The organism is Microcoleus sp. B3-D7 (assembly GCF_036705305.1).
Taxonomy (GTDB): Bacteria; Cyanobacteriota; Cyanobacteriia; order Cyanobacteriales; family Microcoleaceae; genus Microcoleus.
This window is the reverse complement of the sequence record NZ_JAUBUE010000001.1, coordinates 263,821-283,633: the sequence shown is the minus strand read 5'-3', so window position 1 is coordinate 283,633 and position 19,813 is coordinate 263,821. Positions and strand designations below refer to the sequence as shown.

Below are 19,813 nucleotides of genomic sequence, written 5' to 3'. Positions count from 1 at the left end.
AAATCTAAAATCGAATGACTCACGCCAATTACAATCGCCGCTTTCGGAGCAAGAAACAAGCCACTGTTAGAATTGCCCCTAAAAAATTTGTTTCCTTTGAACTGGGAAATATTTACTATGCTGTTCCTATCGAACGAGTGGAGCGCATTGTTAAAAACTTTAAGGCCTACGGTCTTTTACCGAACGGTAATAGTCTACTGCGGCATCAAGAAGAACTGATTACCATAATTAATTTATCCAAAATATTTCCCAGCAGTCCGAGCATGGCTGACTGCAAATACCTGGTTATTTGTACCTTAAATAAAAGCGATCGGTTAGGGATTCCCCTTCCTGAGATGCCAAAAATTTTGGAAATTACCGAAGAAAGCTTCTGCGAGATTCCCGAATTGTACCGTCAACAACAACTGCCTCCGGTAATACAAAAGTTAATTCGCGCACCTGATGGTTCCGAAGTTTTTTATCTAAATTTTGATTTATTTAGCGAAATGTAGGGTGTTCACTTTTCGAGGTATTATACCATATAAATGGTATTTTCGCAAACAAAAAGTTATAGATTTATGAAAAAACTCACCATAATGTCGATCGCCCTACTAATTTTTGCAGCAACTCTCGAACTGCCGAAGGTGGGGCTGCAACTAAGTGCGATCGGGCAAATAGAAACACCCCAACCAATCCCAACACCCCAACCAATCCCAACACCCCAAACAATCCCAACACCCCAACCAATCCCAACACCCCAACCACAAACACCCCAACCACAAACACCCCAACCAATCCAAACACCCCAACAAATCCAAACACCCCCAATACAAACACCCCAACCAAAACCACCCGACCCCAAAAACCTCGGCTACGTCTCCCCAGAATTTGCCGAAAATTTCTCCCAGCAACAAATCGACGAAATCAACGCCAACGTCGAAACGTTGCTGCTAACTCAAAGCTGCTCCCGCTGCGACCTCCGAGCCGTAAAATTAGTTAACATTAACTTAAAAAATCCCATCCTTACAGGAGCAGATTTATCAGATGCCAACCTCAGCGGTAGTCGCTTCGAGATCTCAGATTTTGTCAACACCAATCTAGCTCGCACAAACTTAAGCGGAGCCGAATTAGTAGGAGCGAGAATCAGCAACGCTAACCTCAGAAAAGCTAACTTGACAAAGACAAATCTAGACGGTGCAGACCTACGATTTTCCGACTTGAGAGATGCCAATCTTTCCGATGCCAACCTCCGCAATGCTAATATAGATGGCGCTAGTATCGATCGAGCAAGTATGGCCGGCACCACAATGCCAGACGGTCGAAAAAATCAATAATAATAGAGGTAGTCTTATGTCGCCGATTAAACAACGCCTTCTCGAAGCGATCGAACGGACTCCTGAGCCACTTTTAGAGCAAACGCTGGCATTTCTGGAATTTTTGACCAGTCGGACACAATCCGCGATCGCCCCAGACTTCGACTCAGATTTTGACTCAGATACCGACTCCAACGAGCAAATCCTCGCCGATCTGAAAGCCTCCCTCCACCAAGCCAAAGCGGGACAAACCTTTCCCATATCGGAACTCTGGGACGGTATCAATGTCTGATATGTCAGTCCAAGTCACATTCACGGTACTCTTCAAACGTCGCCTCAAAGGACTCGCTAAAAAGTATCGCCAAATTCAAACCGATATTCAGCCAGTCCTTGATGAGCTTATCCAAGGAAACTTCATAGGAGACCAGATTACAGGGACTCAATACACCGTTTACAAAGTCCGGGCTAAAAACAGTGATTCCCAAGTTGGTAAGAGCGGCGGTTATCGCTTGATTTATCAAGTTGAATCACCGACTCAAGTTGTTTTACACCTGATTTACTCGAAATCAGAACAAGCAAATGTGTCCGCCGAGGAAATCCAAACTGCGATCGCAGAATACCAAGCGAACCCAGACGAATAAGCCATTTTTCAAATCTAAACGCTTGCCCTTCTTGCTCTTTGAGGCGATCGCTGTCATCGTCAAAATCCGTGTCGTGCCTTCCTTCAATTCTATTCAAACAGCCAAAAACCTCTGAATCACCTCATCACTTAACTCGCTAGTGCTTCCCGAAGCCACAATTCCGCCTTTTTGCATAGCATAATACCAGTCAGCTTGCCTCACAAAATGCAAATGTTGCTCCACCAACAAAACAGAAATTCCCCTAGTCGCAACCACGCGGCGCACCGCAGCTTCAATATCTAAAATAATGGATGGTTGAATCCCCTCCGTAGGTTCATCCAAAACCAGCAACTGCGGCTCACCCATCAAAGCCCTAGCAATAGCTAACTGCTGCTGCTGTCCTCCGCTCAAATCACCTCCCAGGCGATCGAGCATAGTTTTCAAAACCGGAAATAACTCATAAATTTCATCAGGTACTTCAGGATTTTTGATTTTGGTTGGTTTCGCTTCCAAACCTAACAATAGATTTTCCTTCACCGTCAAACGTGGAATGATTTCGCGCCCTTGAGGCACATAACCAATGCCTAATCTAGCCCGCTGGTGAGTCAACTTAGAAGCAATAGATTCTCCGCCAAAAGCAATAGTGCCGCTGCGCGGTTGCAGCAACCCCATAATCGTTTTTAGCATAGTAGTTTTGCCCACACCATTGCGGCCGATTAAGCAAACCATTTGCCCCGCCATGACGCTTAAATCGACATCGCGCAAAATGTGACTTTCGCCGTAATAAACATTCAAATTAGAGACTTGTAGCATAGTTTTTAATTGGTAATTGGGCATGGAAATTGGTAGCAACTAACAAATAACTTCTTCCTTTTTCCTTCTTCCTTCTTGCTTCTTCCTTTTTCTTACTCTTCCGGTTTTCCCAAATATACCTCAATTACCCGATCGTCATTTTGCACCTCATCCATAGTTCCCTCACACAAAACCGCACCCTGATGCAACACCGTAACCTGCCGCGCAATTTGCCGCACAAACTCCATATCGTGTTCAATTACCAACACCGAATGACTTTCCGCTAGCGAAATTAGCAACTCACCAGTTAACATCGTTTCCTCATCCGTCAAACCCGCCACAGGTTCATCTACCAACAACAAATCAGGAGATTGAGCCACCAACATTCCAATTTCCAACCATTGCTTTTCCCCGTGAGAAAGCAAACCAGCCGAAATATCAGCTTTAGCAACTAAACCAATTGTTTCTAACAAACCGGAAACCGTGCGTTTTTCAGCAGCAGAAGCAGGCTTGAACAAAGTCGAAAAAACATTTTTATGGCGGCTGCAAGACAATTCCAAATTTTCGCGTGGCGTTAAATTCAAGTAAACTCGCGGCGTCTGAAACTTGCGACCAATTCCCAAGCGCGAAATCCTATCTTCGGACAACTTGCGTAAATTCTGTCCCTTAAATAACACCCGGCCCTCTGTCGGCTGCACTTTCCCGGTAATCGAATCGAGAAAAGTTGTTTTGCCCGCACCATTGGGCCCAATAATAACTCGTAGTTCGCCCGCATCCATGCTGAAATTTAAACCGTTAATGGCTTTAAAACCATCAAAACTAACAGTCAAGTTTTCTATTTCTAATACTTTGCCATTCATAGCTGATTTTTCCAGGTAGGGTGCGTCAGTTAACAGTCTCTGGGTAAGGCGGAAAATCTGCTGGCTGACGCACCTGACAGCGCTGATTTTCTCTGAGAAGGTGCGTCAGTTAACAGTCTCTGGGTAAGCCGGAAAATCTGCTGGCTGACGCACCCTACACAAGCACATAAATGGTTATTTTACTCTCAACTAAAACTGCTAGAACTGCTCGAAATAGGAGGTGGAGCAGCAGCTAAAATCCGTTCAGCTAACTTCGAGAGTGGCAAACTTTGCACATATACTTTTCCCGGCCCAGTCATCTTTGCCAAAAACAAGCCTTCACCTCCAAACAAAGCATTCTTAAACCCGCCAACAAACTGAATATCGTAATCTACACTCGCTGCAAAAGCTACTAAACAGCCGGTGTCTACTCGCAACACTTCGCCAACTCCTAAATTTTTCTCAACTATTGTTCCTCCCGCATGAACAAAAGCTAGCCCGTCACCCTGCAATTTTTGCAGAATAAAACCTTCTCCGCCAAAGAAACCGGCACCGAGTCGCTTGGTGAATGCTACCTCAATTTCAATGCCGTTGGCCGCACAGAGAAATGAGTCTTTTTGACACAAAAACTTACCGCCAAGTTTGCCTAAATCTAGAGGAATTACTTTACCCGGATAGGGGGCGGCAAAAGCGACGCGGGCCTTGCGATTTCCGGCGTTGACAAAGGTGGTAATGAAAAAACCAGCTCCTGTCAGCATCCGTTTGAAACCTTGAAATAAGCCGCCGCCTGTGGATGTTTGCATTTGGATGTCGCCTTCCATGTATGTCATGGTTCCAGCTTCAGCCCTGACGCCTTCTTTGGGGTCGAGTTCAATCTCGATGAGTTGCAAATCGTCGCCGTAAATTTTGTAGTCAATAATATCTGCCATATGTTGCCCCTCAAGTTAAAGAACGAAGCTACTTGCTACGGATATCTAAGTAGGTGGACATATATATTACGTTTCCTCAGATAGAGAGAAACGCAGCGTTTGCCAAGTCTATGGCGATTGCTTTGTTTGTCTGTTGCAGGTGACATTTATTTATGTCAGCCTACTTATAAATTACACAATCTTTTTGCACTCAATGTTCAAGTTCTTCTTTTTCGAGCTGCACTTGGGGGTCTTGTTCCAGGCTGGGGTAAGTAGATACGTACTTAGGTTTTCTGAACAGGGCGCGGATTTGGTCGAAACTTTGATCTTGCAGCCATCCGACTATGCCGTCGGGCAGGACGGTTACTACTATTAAGAATAGCGCGCCTTGGAAAAATAGCCACACTTCTGGAAATTGTTCGCTCAAGAAACTCTTGCCAAAGTTGACTAGCAGCGCTCCTAATATTGCTCCAGATAATGTGGCGCGACCTCCCACTGCGACCCAGATTACCATTTCAATTGAAAAGGCAATATCCATTGCTTTTGGCGAAATGATTCCGGTTTGTACGGTAAATAATGCGCCTGCAATCCCGGCTAAACCGGCGGAAATTGCAAAGACTAAAACTTTATATCCTGTGGGATTGTAACCTGAGAAACGCAGGCGCACTTCGTCGTCGCGAATGGCTACTAGCAGGCGGCCGAAACGCCCGCTGGTCAGCCATCGGCAGAGGGCGTAAGTTGCTGCTAGAAAGAGTATGGTGAGAATGTAGAAAATATATTGAGTATCTCGGTCATTTACTGTGGCTCCGAACAGGGTTTTAAAGTCGGTGAGTCCGTTGGTGCCGTTAATCAGTTTTTGCTGGCCGTTAAAGAAGTTGAAAAATACAATGGTTGCTGCTTGAGTGAGAATTGAAAAGTAAACGCCTCGAATTCGATTGCGGAAGACTAAATAACCTAAAAGTGCGCCCAAGATGGCGGGGATGAGAACTACTGCTAATGCTGAGAAAGGAAATGAATAAAATGGTTGCCAAAACCAGGGGAGTTCGGTAACGCCGTAGAGGTTCATAAATTCTGGCAATTGACTGCTGGCGGTTGGGGGAATTTGCAATTTTAGGTACATGGCGAAAGCGTAACCGCCGATCGCAAAAAACACCCCATGCCCTAAACTAAGTAAACCCGTGTATCCCCAAATCAAGTCTATGCCGAGGGCGGCAATTGCTAGTGCTAAAAATCGCCCCAATTGATTGAGCCGAACATCGGGGAGTATTCCTGGGATCAGTAAGATGAATGTGAGGGCGATCGCGCTGACAATTGCCGCTTCTTTTAGCCAGGGTTTTTGATGTTTGTTCTGCATTTTTCGCTACACTCGCAGTTGTAATTTTTAATTTTCTACCGTCCGCCCTTTTTGCGGGAAAATCCCTCCCGGCTTCACTTGCAGAAAAGCCATAATTAAGGCGAATACCATTACTTTTGCCATGCTGGTTGTGGCGAAAAATGTGAAGAAGTCGGCTAAAGGCTTGACGGGAGCGAACATTATTGCTAATGTTCCCGAACCAATCAGGTAATTTGCAGTGCCGATCGCGATCGCAGCAACTACACTCCCCACAATCTTGCCGACACCGCCCACAACCACCACCATAAACGTATCGACTATATAATTTTGTCCGGTATTTGACCCTACCGAACCAATCAAACTAATCGCGCACCCAGCGACACCTGCCAACCCCGAACCCAAAGCAAAAGTCAGCGCGTCTACTTGTTCGGTAGGAATTCCCAAACACGCACTCATGCTGCGATTTTGTGTCACGGATCTAATCCGCAATCCCCACACAGACTTTTGCAAAAATAGGTAAATTCCCGCCAAACAAATTCCGGTAAGGACAATAATAAAAATTCGGGCGTAGGGCAACTGAAAATTTCCCAGCGGTATGCCACCCCGCAACCATTGCGGTGCAGTTACATCCACGTTTTGAGCGCCAAACCAAGGTTGAGTTACTGCCAGTTTGTAAGTTTGCCCTAAAAAAGCGCTCACCGCCCAGGAAATACCCAAAGATAAAGGCAAAATTAGGGCGATAATTTTGCTGCGAATGCGATCGAAATCCAGGCGCGATTTCAGCAACCGCAAACCGCCAAAAAAAAGCAAACAAAACACCGCAATCCCAATTACCAGCACCCAACTAACGCTGCGGACAAACTGCTGCAAAATTAAACTTACACCCCAAGTTGCCAGCAGAGTTTCTAGCGGCCGCCCGTAAAGATAGCGAATCACTCCGCGTTCGAGAATCAATCCTACCAATGCAGCTACTAAAAAAGCTAGGGGAATTGCAAATAAAATATAGGTTTCAAAAGCAAATCCTCCGATACCTTTGAAGACATTTTGCACCACGAAAGTTGTATAAGCCCCCAGCATCATCAACTCGCCATGAGCCATATTAATCACGCCCATCAGCCCGAAAATAATCGCTAATCCCAGGGCTGCAATTAGTAAAACTGCGCCGATGCTAATGCCGTTAAATAAACCATCTAATATCGCCAATTTTGTTACTCCTGCATCAAGTCTGTTAACTTTGTTCGCGGATAATTAGGGGCGGATTTTACCCCGTTGGTGTCAACTTAAGCGTCAAGTTTTCTATAAATTATGCTTAGAGTGAGTCTCTCGATACCCCTAAATCTCCCTTAGTTAGGGGGACTTTGAAGACTCCAGTTCCCCCTGATTAAGGGGAGTAGGGGGTGACGCAAGAACGCTCTTGTCCCCCCCTTATTAAGGGGGGCTAGGGGGGATCGAAGATACGTTGCCAACGTTAAAAAAATTGGTATTACCTACTTATCAAGCTTTGAATTTGCCACCTTTTGCGGGGTCTGACCAATCGCAAGCAAAGCCTTTTGTTTCAGCGACAAATTGATTCCAAGGTACCGGCTTCACTGCTTCTGGTGTAGCAAAAGCGATGTTAAATAAACCGTCGTCTCTCACTTCGCCCAAGCGCACAAATTTAGAAAGGTGATGGTTAACATCCATCGTTACTGTGCCCCCCGGTGCGTCAAAGGTTTGACCCAAAGCTGCTGCCCGCACTTTTTCCAAATCGTCGGCTGTCCCTGCTTTTTCGACGGCTTGCTTCCACAGGTAAACCATAATATAAGCTGCTTCCATCGGGTCGTTAGTCACTCTATCGTTGCCGTATTTTGCTTTGAAAGCTTGCACAAATTTTGTATTAGCCGGAGATTCCACAGTCATGAAGTAATTCCAGGCGGCATAATGGCCTTTAAGATATTCTACGCCGATCGCCTTTACTTCTTCTTCAGCAATACTGACGGACATTGACGGATATTTGTCCGCGCCCAAACCTGCACCCTGCAACTGTTTGAAAAATGCTACGTTACTGTCGCCGTTGAGGGAATTGAAAATGACGCCGCCGTCTGGCAAAGCTGCCTTAATTTTAGTAATAATTGGCGTGACTTCTGTCCCGCCCAAAGGAATGTAATCTTCCCCAACTAATTCGCCGCCTTTGGCTGCTAGCTGTGCTTTGATAATGGTATTTGCCGTGCGGGGGAAAACGTAGTCAGACCCGACTAAGAAGAATTTTTTGCCTTTATTTTCTAGCAGCCAGTCAACTGCTGGTTCGATTTGCTGGTTCGGCGCCGCCCCGGTATAAAAGATGTTCTTGGAACACTCTTGACCCTCGTATTGTACGGGGTACCAGAGCATATGATTTTTTTCTTCAAATACCGGTAATACTGCTTTGCGACTAGCGGAAGTCCAGCATCCGAAGACGGTCACAACTTTATCTTGGTCGATCAATTTTTTGGCTTTTTCGGCAAAAGTCGGCCAGTCTGAGTTCCCATCTTCTACGACTGCTTCGATTTGTTTTCCGAGGACGCCACCAGCTTTATTAATTTCTTCGATCGCTAATTGTTCGGCATCGACAACGCTTTTTTCGCTGATTGACATCGTGCCGCTCAAGGAATGTAAAATTCCTACTTTGATCGTGTTTCCGCCCCCGGCTGCTGCTGGTGTAGTTCCTGTTGATGTGGGAGAAGCGGCGGGAGTTGCTGTTGGAGTTGGAGTTCTACAAGCTTTGAGAAATAAACTTGATGTTAGGGTAGCAGAACTGTATAAAATAAATTTCCGCCGATCGAATCGCTTTGTCATTTTTTCTTGTTACTCTTGAATAGATGAGTCAGATGATTGAGAATAATAACACATAGCGACTTGATATTAAGACTCGCTTCAGCAGACTGTTGTATTTTTAGCTACAAAACTTATTGTTTTTGAGAAAATGAATGTTTTGTGGGGATTGAGGGCAACTGCGGCCGAAACCGGAGTGATACCTTGTTAGATTTTAGATTGACTGATGACATCAGGGTGGGGATCACGGGCTTACCGGATTTTTTTGGGAAACCGGGTTTAGACACCAAAATACGTCTTTTCAGCAATTAGTCTGTAATTAGAAACTCGGTTTCTTTACATAAATTATCTTATTGATGCTACCAGTTAGGCAGCAACCGGGTCGATCGCACAAAATAGAAAGCGGGTTTCTCGCTCTCCACAGGTTATTGATGCTAAAACTTAGGCAGCAACTGAGTCGATCGCACACTCATAGGCGAGTATCAAAGCAGGTGACGATCGCACTTCGCTTTGAGTACGATCGTCACCTGTAGTAATGCCCCTGATTTATGGAGAATAGCGGACTCGAACCGCTGGCCTCTGCGGTGCGATCGCAGCGCTCTACCAACTGAGCTAATTCCCCTGATTGAGTTTTAATTTAGCATTTTAGATGCCGGATTGCCGAATCTAAAATGCTTACAGGTCTTGCTGGCTCTCACGTTCGCAGACCGTCACTTACACTACCACGTAACTGCTAAAAAGGTCAAGAGTTTTCTGCGGCCGGCTCAGTGGGGGCGATCGAGCAAAGTGCCGCCACTCTATCCAACTCTAAATCAGCAAAATAGTCCACCGTCCAATTAGCTTGGCGCTGGATCATGTGAAACGGGTAAGTGTGAGTCACACCCGCAACCTGAATCCCCGCTTTTTTCGCTGCTTCAATCCCCGCAAAAGTATCTTCCACCGCCAAACACTCGATCGGTTGCAGGTTAAAGTCGGGATATTTCTGGTTGAGAAGTTCCACAGCCAATAAATAGCAATCCGGTGCTGGTTTGCTCGCCGTCAAGTCGTCGCCTGCGACAATTAACTCAAAGTTTGCTGCCAAACCGGCCCGATCTAACACCAATTCTATATCCGATCGCATTGCCCCGCTAACTACGGCCATTTTCAGTCCGGCAACCCGAATTTTATCAATAAATTCTGCCAAACCGGGATAAATCGGCAGTTTCTCCAAAGTATCTATTTGAGCTTTGTAAGCTTCTGCCTTGCGCTGCAGCAGTCGATCGAGATATGTTTCTGTTAGATATCGTCCTCGGCGCTTGAGCAGTTCGGTAATGCAAGCGCGATCGCTCCTTCCCAAACAAACTTCTCGAAACTCCCCACGTTTGAGCTGGAGATTTTCATCGAGCATCAATTGAGCGATGATTTTCTCGTGAATCGGCTCGTCATTAACAATCACGCCATTAAAATCAAATAAAACAGCTTTTAGAGTCATTAGTTAGGAGTTAGGAGTTAGGAGTTAGGAGTTATTAGTTATTAGTTATTAGTTATTATTCAGTCCGCGAAGGCGGACTTTATTTGTGTAGCCCCGACTTCCAGTCGGTGGTTATTCTGTAAATCAAGCGGGAGCTGGAATGCCCGGTAAATCGCCATCAAAATCAGGAGTTCGATCGCCCCAATTCCACCCCCTCGCCACATTTGCCTGTTCCAAATCTTCCCCAGGCAAAGGTTTCACGCCCTGCGTCACCTGATTCACCCACCAGTGTTCGTGAGTTTGCACCGCCGCGAATCCAGCCGCCCCCGCCCAAGCATCGAGGCTGCCAGCCGCGTAAGACTTAATATAAGGCTCTTCAAAGATATCAGTCAGCCACTCTGTTTGCCGCAAAGTTTTTTGATTTCCGTCCAAAATTGCCACTTGTCCCCCAACCTTCAGCAGTCGGAAGCTTTCTCGCAAAATTGCCCGCGATACAGCAGGTGGCGTCTCGTGAAATAGCAAGGAAGCTGCGACTAAATCGAAGCTGGCATCGGGGAAAGCAACGCTTTCGGCATTTCCGTGCAACCACTGGATATTTAAGCCGGCTTTTTGCGCTTTCATGTCGGCAACTACCAGCATATAAGGCGACAAATCCAGCCCGACAACTTCCGCTGCGGGAAAAGCCTGCTTGAGCATGAGCGTTGTCGAACCGGTGCCGCATCCCAAATCGATAATTCGGCGCGGTTTCACCCGCACAGCGTCAATTAAGCCTTGCCTGACGACTGTTTCATGGGGAGGCAAAACATATTGCGTGATGGGATCGTAGGAAACGGCGGCACTGGGGTTGAGGTAGCCACGTTTAATGCCGTGAAAGTTTTGGCTGGTGTAATATTCGGGATAAACTAAATCGGGTTGTCGGTAGCGATCGCCCGCTGTTTCCCAGTCGATACCTTCGTATAGTCGTTTCAGTGCTTCTTCGTCGATAGCCAGTCGAACCAGGGGCGACAAAAAGCGCTCGAAAATTGTATCCTTGCCAACAGCCATAAAACACCTTTAACAAAAACTCTTCTAATTTTAGCCAACTGCCGTCAACTTAGGATTAATTAAAACTGTTTAGCCCCTCTTCCCTCTTCCTTCTAGCCCTTACCTCCGTTACAAAATCCGTGAGCTTCCTTTCCACTTCCTTCTTATACCAGTTTTTCCAAAAAATGCAACTATATACCAGCTTAAAAAGCTTGTTTTATCAGGCATTTGAAAATCTCAAATCTCAAATTTTAAATTGTATTACTTCTCGTTAGTAATAGGAATTTTTACCAAACACTCCGTACCCCCGCCAGGAGGTCGAGAAATTGTGATGCTGCCGCCGTGTCCATCTACTACAATTTTGTAGCTAATTGCCAACCCCAAACCCGTGCCTTTGCCCACCTCTTTAGTAGTAAAAAATGGGTTAAAAATTTGGTCTTTAACGCTGTCGGGAATGCCGGGGCCGTTGTCGGCGATCGCCACTTTCAGAAATTTAGCGCCATGTTCCCGAACTACTCCCGTGGAAATAGTAATAATTTTATCCAGGCGATCGATCTCGTTCAAGGCATCGATCGCATTACTCAGCAAGTTCATAAACACCTGATTGAGCTGAGAGGGATAGCACTCGACTGAAGGCACTTTTCCGTATTTCTTGACTATATAAATTCTATTTTTAATGCGGTTGGAGAGCAGCAGCAAGGTATTTTCTATACCTTCGTGAATGTCCGCTAGCTTTTTGTCAGATTCATCCAGGCGAGAAAAGTTTCGTAAAGAAAGAACTATGCTGCGAATGCGTTCGGTTCCTATTTTCATAGAATTCAATATATGCGGCAAATCTTCCTCGATAAATTCTAACTCGATTTCTTCGCTAAAATCTGCGATTTCCTGGGGAACCTCTGGGAAGGCTTCTTTGTATAAACTCACCAACTCTAATAAATCTTTAGTATATTTGCTGGTATGAGGCAAATTAGCTGAAATGAAGTTAACGGGGTTGTTGATTTCGTGCGCTATCCCAGCCACCATTTGACCGAGGGATGACATTTTTTCGTTCTGCACTAAATGAGTTTGAGTTTTTTTCAGTTCATTTAAGGCACTATTAAGCAGTTTTACTTGGTCTTGGGTTTGACTGTAAAGGTGAGCTTGAGTAATTGCGATCGCCAATTGGTCTGCTACAGCTTTTAACAGTTGGATTTCCTCCCTGCTCCAAAGCCAATGAGTAGCGTGGCTACAAATTAAATAACCCTGCGGTTGATTCTGAGTCTGGACAGGTACGGCTAAATAGCTATTAGCTTTAAGTTCGGGCGGTTGAGTTACACCCTTCGCCCAAGTGTCCATCGAAAGAATAATTGGTTCGCCTTGACCACTCCGTACTAACACATTTTCGAGAAAGTAAGGCTCAAACTTTATGCCTTGTGTCGGAGAATCAGATGGGCAACATTCCCACAGGATTTGTAACGTTTTTTCTTGCGGTTTGTACCAACCAAAAGCCGCCAGTTCTAGGTGCAGCAAACTTACTATTTCTTCGACTGTACTTTGCACAATTTGGTCTAATTCTAGGGAAGCGCGAATGCGTCCAGCAATCCGGTTGAGCATGGCTTCTCGCTCCGCTTGAGCGCGATTGTTTTCGGACGAGTAAATTAGCCAAATTGCTGCTAGCATTGCCGGGATGAGCAGTCCAGCGACTACGGAGGTCAGCAAATTTAATGCTTGCAGTTGGGATTCAATATTTTCACGGGGAATTACTAAAGCCATCGACCAGTTAACTTCCTTGAGTGGAGCATAGGCCACATACGCCCATTTGTTATCTATTTTTACCAGTTTGATGTTCGTCTGGCGGTCGATCATCTGCCGCGCAATTGTGGAGAGAGCGGGGTCTTTTGACTGTAAAAAGCTTGGCGCCTCCTGGTCGATATTTCCGATTAAGTTATTGTTGGGATGAACAATTGGCACTCCTTGTGAATTGAGCGCAAAAGCATAACTGTCGGAACCGTACAGCAAGCTGTTAGCGACAGATGTTACTCGGTCTAATTTAATGCTGCCTGAGAGGACTCCAATTACTTGATTGGGAGCAGGAGGTAAGGCCCAAATAGGAGCTGAAATAATAATCGTAGAAACTTTTGTACTGCGGCCGATCAGCGGGTCGGAAACGTTGAGCTGCCCGGCCATTGCTTTTTGAAAGTGTTGGCGGTCTTTGCTGTTCGCGCGGTGGCCTAAAGTGTTGATAAATAAGCCGTCGGGTTGAGTTAATGACAGGACGAAATACTCTTTTAATCTGTATATTTCTCCTTGTAACCGGGGCTCGACTAATTGCCAATTGAGAGTGCCAACCGTAGGATCGTAAGCAATGGTTTCTATTTCTGCTTTGCGGCTGCTGAGCCAGCGGTCGATTTCATCGGTGCCTTTTTCTAGTTTTAATAGTGCTATTTGCTTTAAATTGTCAAGAATTAGTCCGCGTACAAAAAAATAGCTGATGCAAGCAGTTGTGCTAATGGTTAAAGCGGTGGTGCCCAGAATTAGCAGGGTCAGCAAATGGCGGCGCTGCCGTCTGTGCTGCCAAAGACTGTGCGCTTGCTGCCACTGCGATTGAGCAGAATTGCTGATGTTGTCCCAAAAGTGGCGCAGCTTTTTTGTTTGGTGTGGCGGCGGCGCAGACACAGATCCGGCTTGATTTGCTGGGTTTTGCATCATCAAATGTTCTCTCCGAATCAAATTCATCAAACGGTAATGGTCATTCTGCAGAATTAATATCAGCCAAGTCGTGAGACCAGTTTCAGAAAAATAATGCAACTGTAGGCCGGTGATCCCAACCCTGGTAGGCATCAGTCATTCCAATCTCAAATCTCAAATCTCACATTTAAAATGGTATGACTTGCATTCCTGACTGCAAACAATTCTTATTCCGATCGCACGCTTGCCTTCTATTTTGGCATCAGCTTTATATTTTGACCTTCGGTTTACCTAATTGAGGTTACTGCTTTACGATATCTTTAATATCTATCTCGTTTGTATAACAAAATAATTATAAATAACACAGAGAAAACACGGAGTTTTTTAAATTACCCATGTATTATAAGGTATAGGTAAATACTTATTGACAATTTTACTAATTTGCGCTGTGGTTTCAAGGGGAAATTTTTTCGTCTAAAGCTTTTTTTGCCAAGCGGGTTGCATAAACGGTGAGGGCGATCGTTGCTACCAAACCAATGCCGTAGAGAGTCCACTCAGCATTAGTGCGCGATCGCCCGCTAGATCCGAGTGCAGCCAAACTCCCGGCCAGGGAACCGATGTAAACATACATCACAGTTCCAGGAATCATACCGATCCAAGATGCCAAAAAATAATCTTTTAAAGATACCTGCGTGACTCCAAAAGCATAGTTAAGCAAATTAAACGGAAAAATGGGAGAAAGTCGCGTCAGCAGCACAATTTTCCATCCTTCAGAGGCAACTGCGGAGTCGATCGCCTTAAATTTTTGATTGCCCTCTATCTGTTTGGAAACCCAGTCGCGAGTTAAATACCGCCCTACCAAAAAAGCGCAAGTTGCGCCTAAAATCGAGCCGATGGAAACACAAACCGAACCGCCAACGACTCCAAACAAAACCCCAGAACCGAGAGTCAGCAAAGAACCGGGGATAAATAGAACCGTTGCTACAATGTAAATTAGAATAAAAGCTGCCGGGCCCCAAGGGCCGAGACTCGCGATCGACTCCAAGGCATTTTTCAGAATTCCTTGGAAGTTAAAAAACCTGGTAGCTGCAATTAAAGCCACAGCTAAACCAATCCCTAAAATCAGCTTCCACCTGTTGGATGGCGGCGAATTTTCACCGGGCGATCGCGAATCATTCATTACCTAAACTCTCCATTCATTCATTGCATACACCGTAAGGTTTGTAGTTGCGCTTTAGCGCTAAAAAACTTTGTAATAAAGCGCAACTTTTCCCTTAAATTAAATCAAAGTACCGCCGCAGCTAGAACCGCAACCTGCCGTACATCCATAACAATAAGCAGCAGTTTGCACCTCTTGAATCACATCTAAACTACCAGATTCGAGCAACTTAGCAACAGTTATCTTTTCCCCGCTGCCAGTTTTCGCTGGCAGATTTTCCATTTGGTTAAAATCGCAGTCGTAGACATTGCCCAAATAGTCGATCGACAATTCGTTGCGGCACATTAAATGTTCCAGAGTACCGGGATTAAAATTATCCTCCAAAAACCCCAGATAAGGCTTGTGCAGTTTCTTATGTTCCAAATGAAACTTAGTCCGTCCCACCGGCAAATTAGTAATCGCGAACAATTGATTAAAACAAATCCCAAAATGTTCGGCTAAATAAATCTTGTAATCTTGCTCTAACTTGCCTTGTTCCGGTGTTAGCGAAAATTTTTCTGTAGCCGGCACTTGTGGATTGTACACCAAATCCAGAGTTAAATTTGGGTTTTTCCCGTATCCCAACTGATTTAGCTTTTGCAGCGCCCGAATCGAACTGTCAAAAACACCGTTGCCGCGCATTTTGTCCACATTGTCAGCTTGGTAGCAGGGAAGCGACGCCACAATTCTGAGTTGGTGCTGCGCGCAATATTCGGGAATATCTTCAAAACCTTTTTCAAAGTAAATCGTCAAATTAGAACGAACAATTACCTCTTTACCTGCCGCCCTGGCAGCTTCCGCTAGCGGTTTAAAACCGTAAAGCATTTCGGGAGCACCGCCGGTGAGGTCAACAGTTTTAATTTCAGGAAAGCGGCGAATAATTTCAATTAATTGGTCGCAAATTTCCGGGGCAAGTTCTTCTGTTCGTTTCGGGCTAGCTTCTACGTGGCAGTGAGTGCAAGCGAGGTTGCAGCGTTTGCCGAGATTAATTTGTAAAACTGTAATCTGCTTTTTAGTTAAAGCTGAGTTAATTTTGTTTTTGAAAGGCGTGACTGCTGTCTGAATCATGTGCTAACCTTTTGGTCTGTGCTCGCAACGAATGTAGAGGCGTTCCGGCGGAACGCCTCTCATAATTTAGCACTAATTCCAATAGTTCTGGACGCATCAAAACCCACGAAACCGGGTTTTGTGCCGTTTTTGCGGGATGTAAAGCGTCTTCTTAGAAAAAAACCCGATTTCTGACCACTCGTGCGTGTAGGACTATTAATCTTACTTTAGAGAGTCAACTAATGTTTCAACTCGTGCTTTAATTTCATCTCGAACGCGGTGAAAAGTTTCGAGGGGTTGTCCGTCGGGGTCGTCGAGTTGCCAATCTTCAAACACTTCTCGCAATACCCACGCTTCGGGTAAATTCACACCGCAGCCGCAGAGAGAAATTACTGCATCGTAGTCTTCTGCATTGAATTCGCTTAAGGGGTTTGATGTTTGATCTGTGATATCAATGCCGATTTCTGACATGACTTGAATTGCTGTCGGATGAACTCTGCTTGATTCTAAACCGGAACTGGTGACTCCAATCTTGCCGACTCCGATGGTTTTAGCAAATCCTTCTGCCATTTGCGATCGGCAGGAGTTTCTTTTGCAAACAAACATTACTTTTTTCATGGTTTTTTTTGGTTGTTAGTTGTTAGTTGTTGGTTATGGGTTGTTGTCGGGGTGTCGGCGGTTTCTAAGCGCCCGGTAATTCAAGGGCGCGATTTGCTAGGGCGATCGCCTCTTTAGCTGCTTGTTCCTTGCGTTCGCTGTAGCGATCGGTCAAATAGTCCGTTTGCTCCCGCAACAGCAGGGTAAACTTGTACAGTTCCTCCATCACGTCGATCGCGCGATCGCGATAAGGTGAATCCTTCATCGTCCCATTTTCATTAAATTCCTGATAAGCTTTCGCAACCGAAGACTGGTTCGGAATCGTAAACATCCGCATCCAGCGGCCCAAAATTCTCAAAGTATTGACAGCATTAAAAGACTGGGAACCACCGCTAACTTGCATCACCGCCAAAGTTCTGCCTTGAGTCGGTCTGACGGCCCCAATACTTAAAGGAATCCAGTCAATTTGATTTTTCATAATGCCGGTAATATTGCCGTGCATTTCTGGACTAGACCACACTTGACCCTCCGACCACAGGCTTAATTCCCGCAACTCTTGAACCTTCGGATGAGTATCGGGAACGCTACCGTAAATCGGCAATTCTAGAGGATTAAAGAACCTAATTTCTGCACCAAAATCCTCAATAATTCTCGCCGCTTCTTCCGCCAACAAGCGGCTGTAAGAACGCTCTCTCAAAGAGCCGTATAAAAACAGGATTCTCGGTTTGTGCGTAAAATTTGTCATGATACTTTCAATTAAAATCCCGAAATCCGTTAGACAGTTCTCGATAAACTGCCACTGCTAATTGTGATCCCCAGATAGGGGCAACCCAGTAAACCCAATGGTGGTTCCAAATACCCCCAATTAAAGCAGGACCGAGCGATCGTGCCGGATTCATGCTCGCTCCGGTAATCGGTCCCATAAATGCAGCTTCTAATCCTACAGTTAACCCAATTGCTATCCCGGCAAAGCCGATGTGAGCGCGTCTATCTAATCCCGAACCGAGGATAACAAACATTAAGATAAAGGTTAAAACAGTTTCTAAAATTAGAGACTGCAACCAATTACCATTGAGAGGGATAGTTGCACCGAGATTTGCTACGTCACCTAAAGTAATTAGCAGCACTTGAGAAGCTGCGACCGCGCCTGCACACTGCGCTAAAACGTAAGGCAAAACTTTGTATTTTGGGAAAAAACCGCTCGCCCAAAACCCTAAAGTTACGGCCGGATTAAAGTGTGCACCGCTGATGTGTCCTAGGGCGTAAATCAGGGCACAGACTACTGCACCAAATACAAAACTAACGCCTAAATGAGTTACGGAACCAGCGCTAGTTTTGTTAACCATCACGGCGCCCGTGCCAGCAAAAACCAAAATAAATGTACCTATAAATTCGGCGATCGCCTCTCGTCTGCAATCTGGCCGAGCACAACCTAACCTATGAGCTGTTGCATCCATCGCTCTCAACTAATTTGTTCCATCCCATCATATCAATAAAATTTGATATGTCAATTATCAAACAAGCGATATCAGTATCTGAGTGATTAAGAAATGTTGATGGGTTAACCTGCGTCGGAACAGGGGCGCGCCGGCAGGATCTGGCTGAAGCGGCGGTATTCGGCGAGGTACTGTTCGAGGGCGACAAACTGGGTCAAATTGAGGCTGTAGTAAATCCAGCGTCCTTCTTGGCGGCTGCGGACTAAAGCTGCATCCTTCAAGGCTTTGAGGTGAAAAGAGAGTTTAGACTGAGGAACAGAAAGTCGATCGCACAAATCGCACACGCACAACTCCTGTTCCCGCAGCAACTCCAAAATCTGAAGCCGCAAAGGATCGGAAAGAGCGTGAAAGCCAGCAGCGATCGATTTATCTGCAACAGGCGGCGCGATCGGAGAATTTTTAACCATAAATTACCCTTAAATTTTTATTCAAAAACTCCCGGCGCGATTTCTTGTTTTTACCGTTAGATTTGGTAAGGTTATCCTTTGATGGCAATCCCAAATCAACTGCGAACTCTTTCTATTCTAGGACTAACTATTAATTCTCTTAGCGATGCAACACCCAGTAAGCGCAGCCACTGATTGTAGCAGCAATTGGCAAGGTCAAAATCCATGATAGTAGAATCTGATAGAAAACGCGCACATTAGCTTTTTTTGAAATCAATCCAACACCAAAAATTGAACCTACCGAAACATGGGTAGTAGAAACTGGAAGCCCATAACGACTGGCAACAATAACTAAAAATCCAGTCACTAAGTTTGCCACCAGCCCTTGACCGGTATTCATTGCTGTCAGCTTTTTGCTCATGGTTTCGGCAACTTTTTTAGCATTCAATAAACCGCCGATAGCCATCCCCAAAGCTACTGCCAAACTTCCCCACTGAACTGATATTGATTGACCGACTAACATGAGGGAAACAATTTTCGGCGTATCGTTCAATCCTCTGGCAAAACTGACGATTCCCGCACTCATAAAATGGCAAACATCCACTAACTTTTGGCTGGGGATTTGTAAGAAATTCCCCAGGTACCTTTGCGTGCATTTATCTAAAGAATCGATCGCGACATCAGCGGTTGTGATGCACTTAAGTATGTTAGTTGCATCGGGCTGGGGAATGGGAATAATTTGTTGAATTTGACCAGCGCAAATACACCATTCTTTCTGGATTCCTAAATAAACTCGCAGGTAGCGAGACAGCGCATAAATTAAAGCTCCTAATATAATCGCAATCATGGGGCTCAGCAACAAAGGCATTAGAAAATTTTTTTGCAATGCAGTAAAATTAACTTGAGTACCAATTGCTACTAAACCTGCACCGCCCAAGGCACCTGTAAGACCGTGAGTTGTAGAAATAGGGAATCCAGTTAAGGTAGCAAGAATAACGGTTAAACCCGCAGCGATCGCGACTGCCAAATGAAAATCTGTGCCATTGGCGATCTCGTCTGGGACTAGCCCTTTTCCCGAAAAGCTTTTTACCAGCGTTTCTGCTAAAAAAATAGAAAATATTGAACCTGCAAATGTTGTGATAGTTGCCCAACCAATTGCTGTTTTATAGTTCGTCGTCTGACTGCCAAACAGTGTCGCCACGCCTTTAAAATTATCATTAGCACCATTGCAGTATGCTAAAAAAAACGTGGCGATAAATAGGGCAATAAGTAACATTGTCTTACTCAGAATAAGTGTGGTTTATTTAAAACTGTTTTTGACCCGGGCCGCTACAGCACCGAATTTGATTGTATAGACACAGGTGCATCAAAAAAA

Annotated in this window: 21 protein-coding genes and 1 tRNA gene; 5 read left to right on the top strand and 17 right to left on the bottom strand. The window is 45.2% G+C overall.

The annotated features are described in order from the left end of the window. The first annotated feature begins 14 nt into the window (after positions 1 to 14). The 4 genes from QUB25_RS01070 (at position 15) to QUB25_RS01055 (ending at position 1,933) form a co-directional block, all read left to right on the top strand. On the top strand, positions 15 to 491 hold the full coding sequence (locus QUB25_RS01070; protein WP_333181635.1) for a chemotaxis protein CheW: 477 nt from the start codon (positions 15 to 17) through the stop codon (positions 489 to 491). Between the two features lie 66 nt (positions 492 to 557). After that, positions 558 to 1,313, top strand: coding sequence for a pentapeptide repeat-containing protein (locus QUB25_RS01065; RefSeq protein ID WP_333181633.1), 756 nt, complete (start codon positions 558 to 560; stop codon positions 1,311 to 1,313). 16 nt (positions 1,314 to 1,329) lie between these two features. Next, on the top strand, positions 1,330 to 1,584 hold the full coding sequence (locus QUB25_RS01060; protein WP_333036453.1) for a hypothetical protein: 255 nt from the start codon (positions 1,330 to 1,332) through the stop codon (positions 1,582 to 1,584). A gap of 1 nt (position 1,585) precedes the next feature. After that, positions 1,586 to 1,933 carry a type II toxin-antitoxin system mRNA interferase toxin, RelE/StbE family gene (locus QUB25_RS01055; protein WP_333181631.1) on the top strand — a complete coding sequence of 116 codons (348 nt, stop codon included), beginning with the start codon at positions 1,586 to 1,588 and terminating at the stop codon, positions 1,931 to 1,933. A 93-nt stretch (positions 1,934 to 2,026) separates the two neighbouring features. Here QUB25_RS01055 and urtE read toward each other — a convergent pair whose 3' ends face one another. The 6 genes from urtE to urtA form a co-directional block, all read right to left on the bottom strand. Next, on the bottom strand, positions 2,027 to 2,725 hold the full coding sequence (gene urtE / locus QUB25_RS01050) for an urea ABC transporter ATP-binding subunit UrtE (protein ID WP_333075855.1): 699 nt from the start codon (positions 2,723 to 2,725) through the stop codon (positions 2,027 to 2,029). 92 nt (positions 2,726 to 2,817) lie between these two features. Further along, positions 2,818 to 3,564 (bottom strand): urea ABC transporter ATP-binding protein UrtD, encoded by a 747-nt coding sequence (gene urtD / locus QUB25_RS01045; RefSeq protein ID WP_333062859.1) that lies wholly within the window; start codon positions 3,562 to 3,564, stop codon positions 2,818 to 2,820. Between the two features lie 185 nt (positions 3,565 to 3,749). Next, a complete protein-coding gene (locus tag QUB25_RS01040; protein WP_333075854.1) occupies positions 3,750 to 4,472 on the bottom strand; it encodes a TIGR00266 family protein in 723 nt (240 codons plus the stop codon). 190 nt (positions 4,473 to 4,662) lie between these two features. Next, positions 4,663 to 5,805 (bottom strand): urea ABC transporter permease subunit UrtC, encoded by a 1,143-nt coding sequence (gene urtC, locus QUB25_RS01035; protein ID WP_333181629.1) that lies wholly within the window; start codon positions 5,803 to 5,805, stop codon positions 4,663 to 4,665. Between the two features lie 27 nt (positions 5,806 to 5,832). Beyond that, positions 5,833 to 6,987 carry an ABC transporter permease subunit gene (locus tag QUB25_RS01030; RefSeq protein ID WP_333181627.1) on the bottom strand — a complete coding sequence of 385 codons (1,155 nt, stop codon included), beginning with the start codon at positions 6,985 to 6,987 and terminating at the stop codon, positions 5,833 to 5,835. A 291-nt stretch (positions 6,988 to 7,278) separates the two neighbouring features. Then, positions 7,279 to 8,598 (bottom strand): urea ABC transporter substrate-binding protein, encoded by a 1,320-nt coding sequence (urtA, locus tag QUB25_RS01025; RefSeq protein ID WP_333181625.1) that lies wholly within the window; start codon positions 8,596 to 8,598, stop codon positions 7,279 to 7,281. A gap of 332 nt (positions 8,599 to 8,930) precedes the next feature. On the opposite strand from urtA, the gene QUB25_RS01020 reads away from it, so the two are divergent. Then, positions 8,931 to 9,107: a hypothetical protein gene (locus QUB25_RS01020; protein ID WP_333062868.1), complete on the top strand. Its 177-nt coding sequence runs from the start codon at positions 8,931 to 8,933 to the stop codon at positions 9,105 to 9,107. Between the two features lie 16 nt (positions 9,108 to 9,123). Here the strand turns inward: QUB25_RS01020 and QUB25_RS01015 are convergent. The 11 genes from QUB25_RS01015 to QUB25_RS00965 all read right to left on the bottom strand — a co-directional run bounded on the left by QUB25_RS01015 (position 9,124) and on the right by QUB25_RS00965 (position 19,714). After that, positions 9,124 to 9,196, bottom strand: a tRNA-Ala gene (locus QUB25_RS01015). 120 nt (positions 9,197 to 9,316) lie between these two features. After that, a complete protein-coding gene (locus tag QUB25_RS01010) occupies positions 9,317 to 10,045 on the bottom strand; it encodes an HAD family phosphatase (protein WP_333062870.1) in 729 nt (242 codons plus the stop codon). Positions 10,046 to 10,168: 123 nt separating this feature from the next. Then, on the bottom strand, positions 10,169 to 11,068 hold the full coding sequence (locus QUB25_RS01005) for a methyltransferase domain-containing protein (RefSeq protein ID WP_333062871.1): 900 nt from the start codon (positions 11,066 to 11,068) through the stop codon (positions 10,169 to 10,171). 240 nt (positions 11,069 to 11,308) lie between these two features. Next, a complete protein-coding gene (locus QUB25_RS01000; RefSeq protein WP_333181623.1) occupies positions 11,309 to 13,735 on the bottom strand; it encodes an ATP-binding protein in 2,427 nt (808 codons plus the stop codon). 433 nt (positions 13,736 to 14,168) lie between these two features. Further along, positions 14,169 to 14,894 (bottom strand): TVP38/TMEM64 family protein, encoded by a 726-nt coding sequence (locus QUB25_RS00995; protein WP_333181621.1) that lies wholly within the window; start codon positions 14,892 to 14,894, stop codon positions 14,169 to 14,171. A gap of 99 nt (positions 14,895 to 14,993) precedes the next feature. Then, positions 14,994 to 15,980 (bottom strand): arsenosugar biosynthesis radical SAM (seleno)protein ArsS, encoded by a 987-nt coding sequence (arsS, locus tag QUB25_RS00990; RefSeq protein WP_333181620.1) that lies wholly within the window; start codon positions 15,978 to 15,980, stop codon positions 14,994 to 14,996. 201 nt (positions 15,981 to 16,181) lie between these two features. Then, entirely contained in the window at positions 16,182 to 16,577 is a 396-nt protein-coding gene (gene arsC / locus QUB25_RS00985; RefSeq protein ID WP_333181619.1) for an arsenate reductase, glutathione/glutaredoxin type, read from the bottom strand. A gap of 64 nt (positions 16,578 to 16,641) precedes the next feature. Beyond that, positions 16,642 to 17,301, bottom strand: coding sequence for an arsenical resistance protein ArsH (gene arsH, locus QUB25_RS00980; RefSeq protein ID WP_333181617.1), 660 nt, complete (start codon positions 17,299 to 17,301; stop codon positions 16,642 to 16,644). A gap of 7 nt (positions 17,302 to 17,308) precedes the next feature. Continuing rightward, complete coding sequence (locus QUB25_RS00975) at positions 17,309 to 18,013, bottom strand: MIP/aquaporin family protein (protein WP_333181615.1); 705 nt, start codon at positions 18,011 to 18,013, stop codon at positions 17,309 to 17,311. Between the two features lie 104 nt (positions 18,014 to 18,117). Further along, positions 18,118 to 18,459, bottom strand: a complete 342-nt coding sequence (locus tag QUB25_RS00970; RefSeq protein ID WP_333181613.1) for a metalloregulator ArsR/SmtB family transcription factor — start codon at positions 18,457 to 18,459, stop codon at positions 18,118 to 18,120. A 139-nt stretch (positions 18,460 to 18,598) separates the two neighbouring features. Next, entirely contained in the window at positions 18,599 to 19,714 is a 1,116-nt protein-coding gene (locus tag QUB25_RS00965) for an inorganic phosphate transporter (protein WP_333181611.1), read from the bottom strand. Positions 19,715 to 19,813 lie beyond the last annotated feature (99 nt).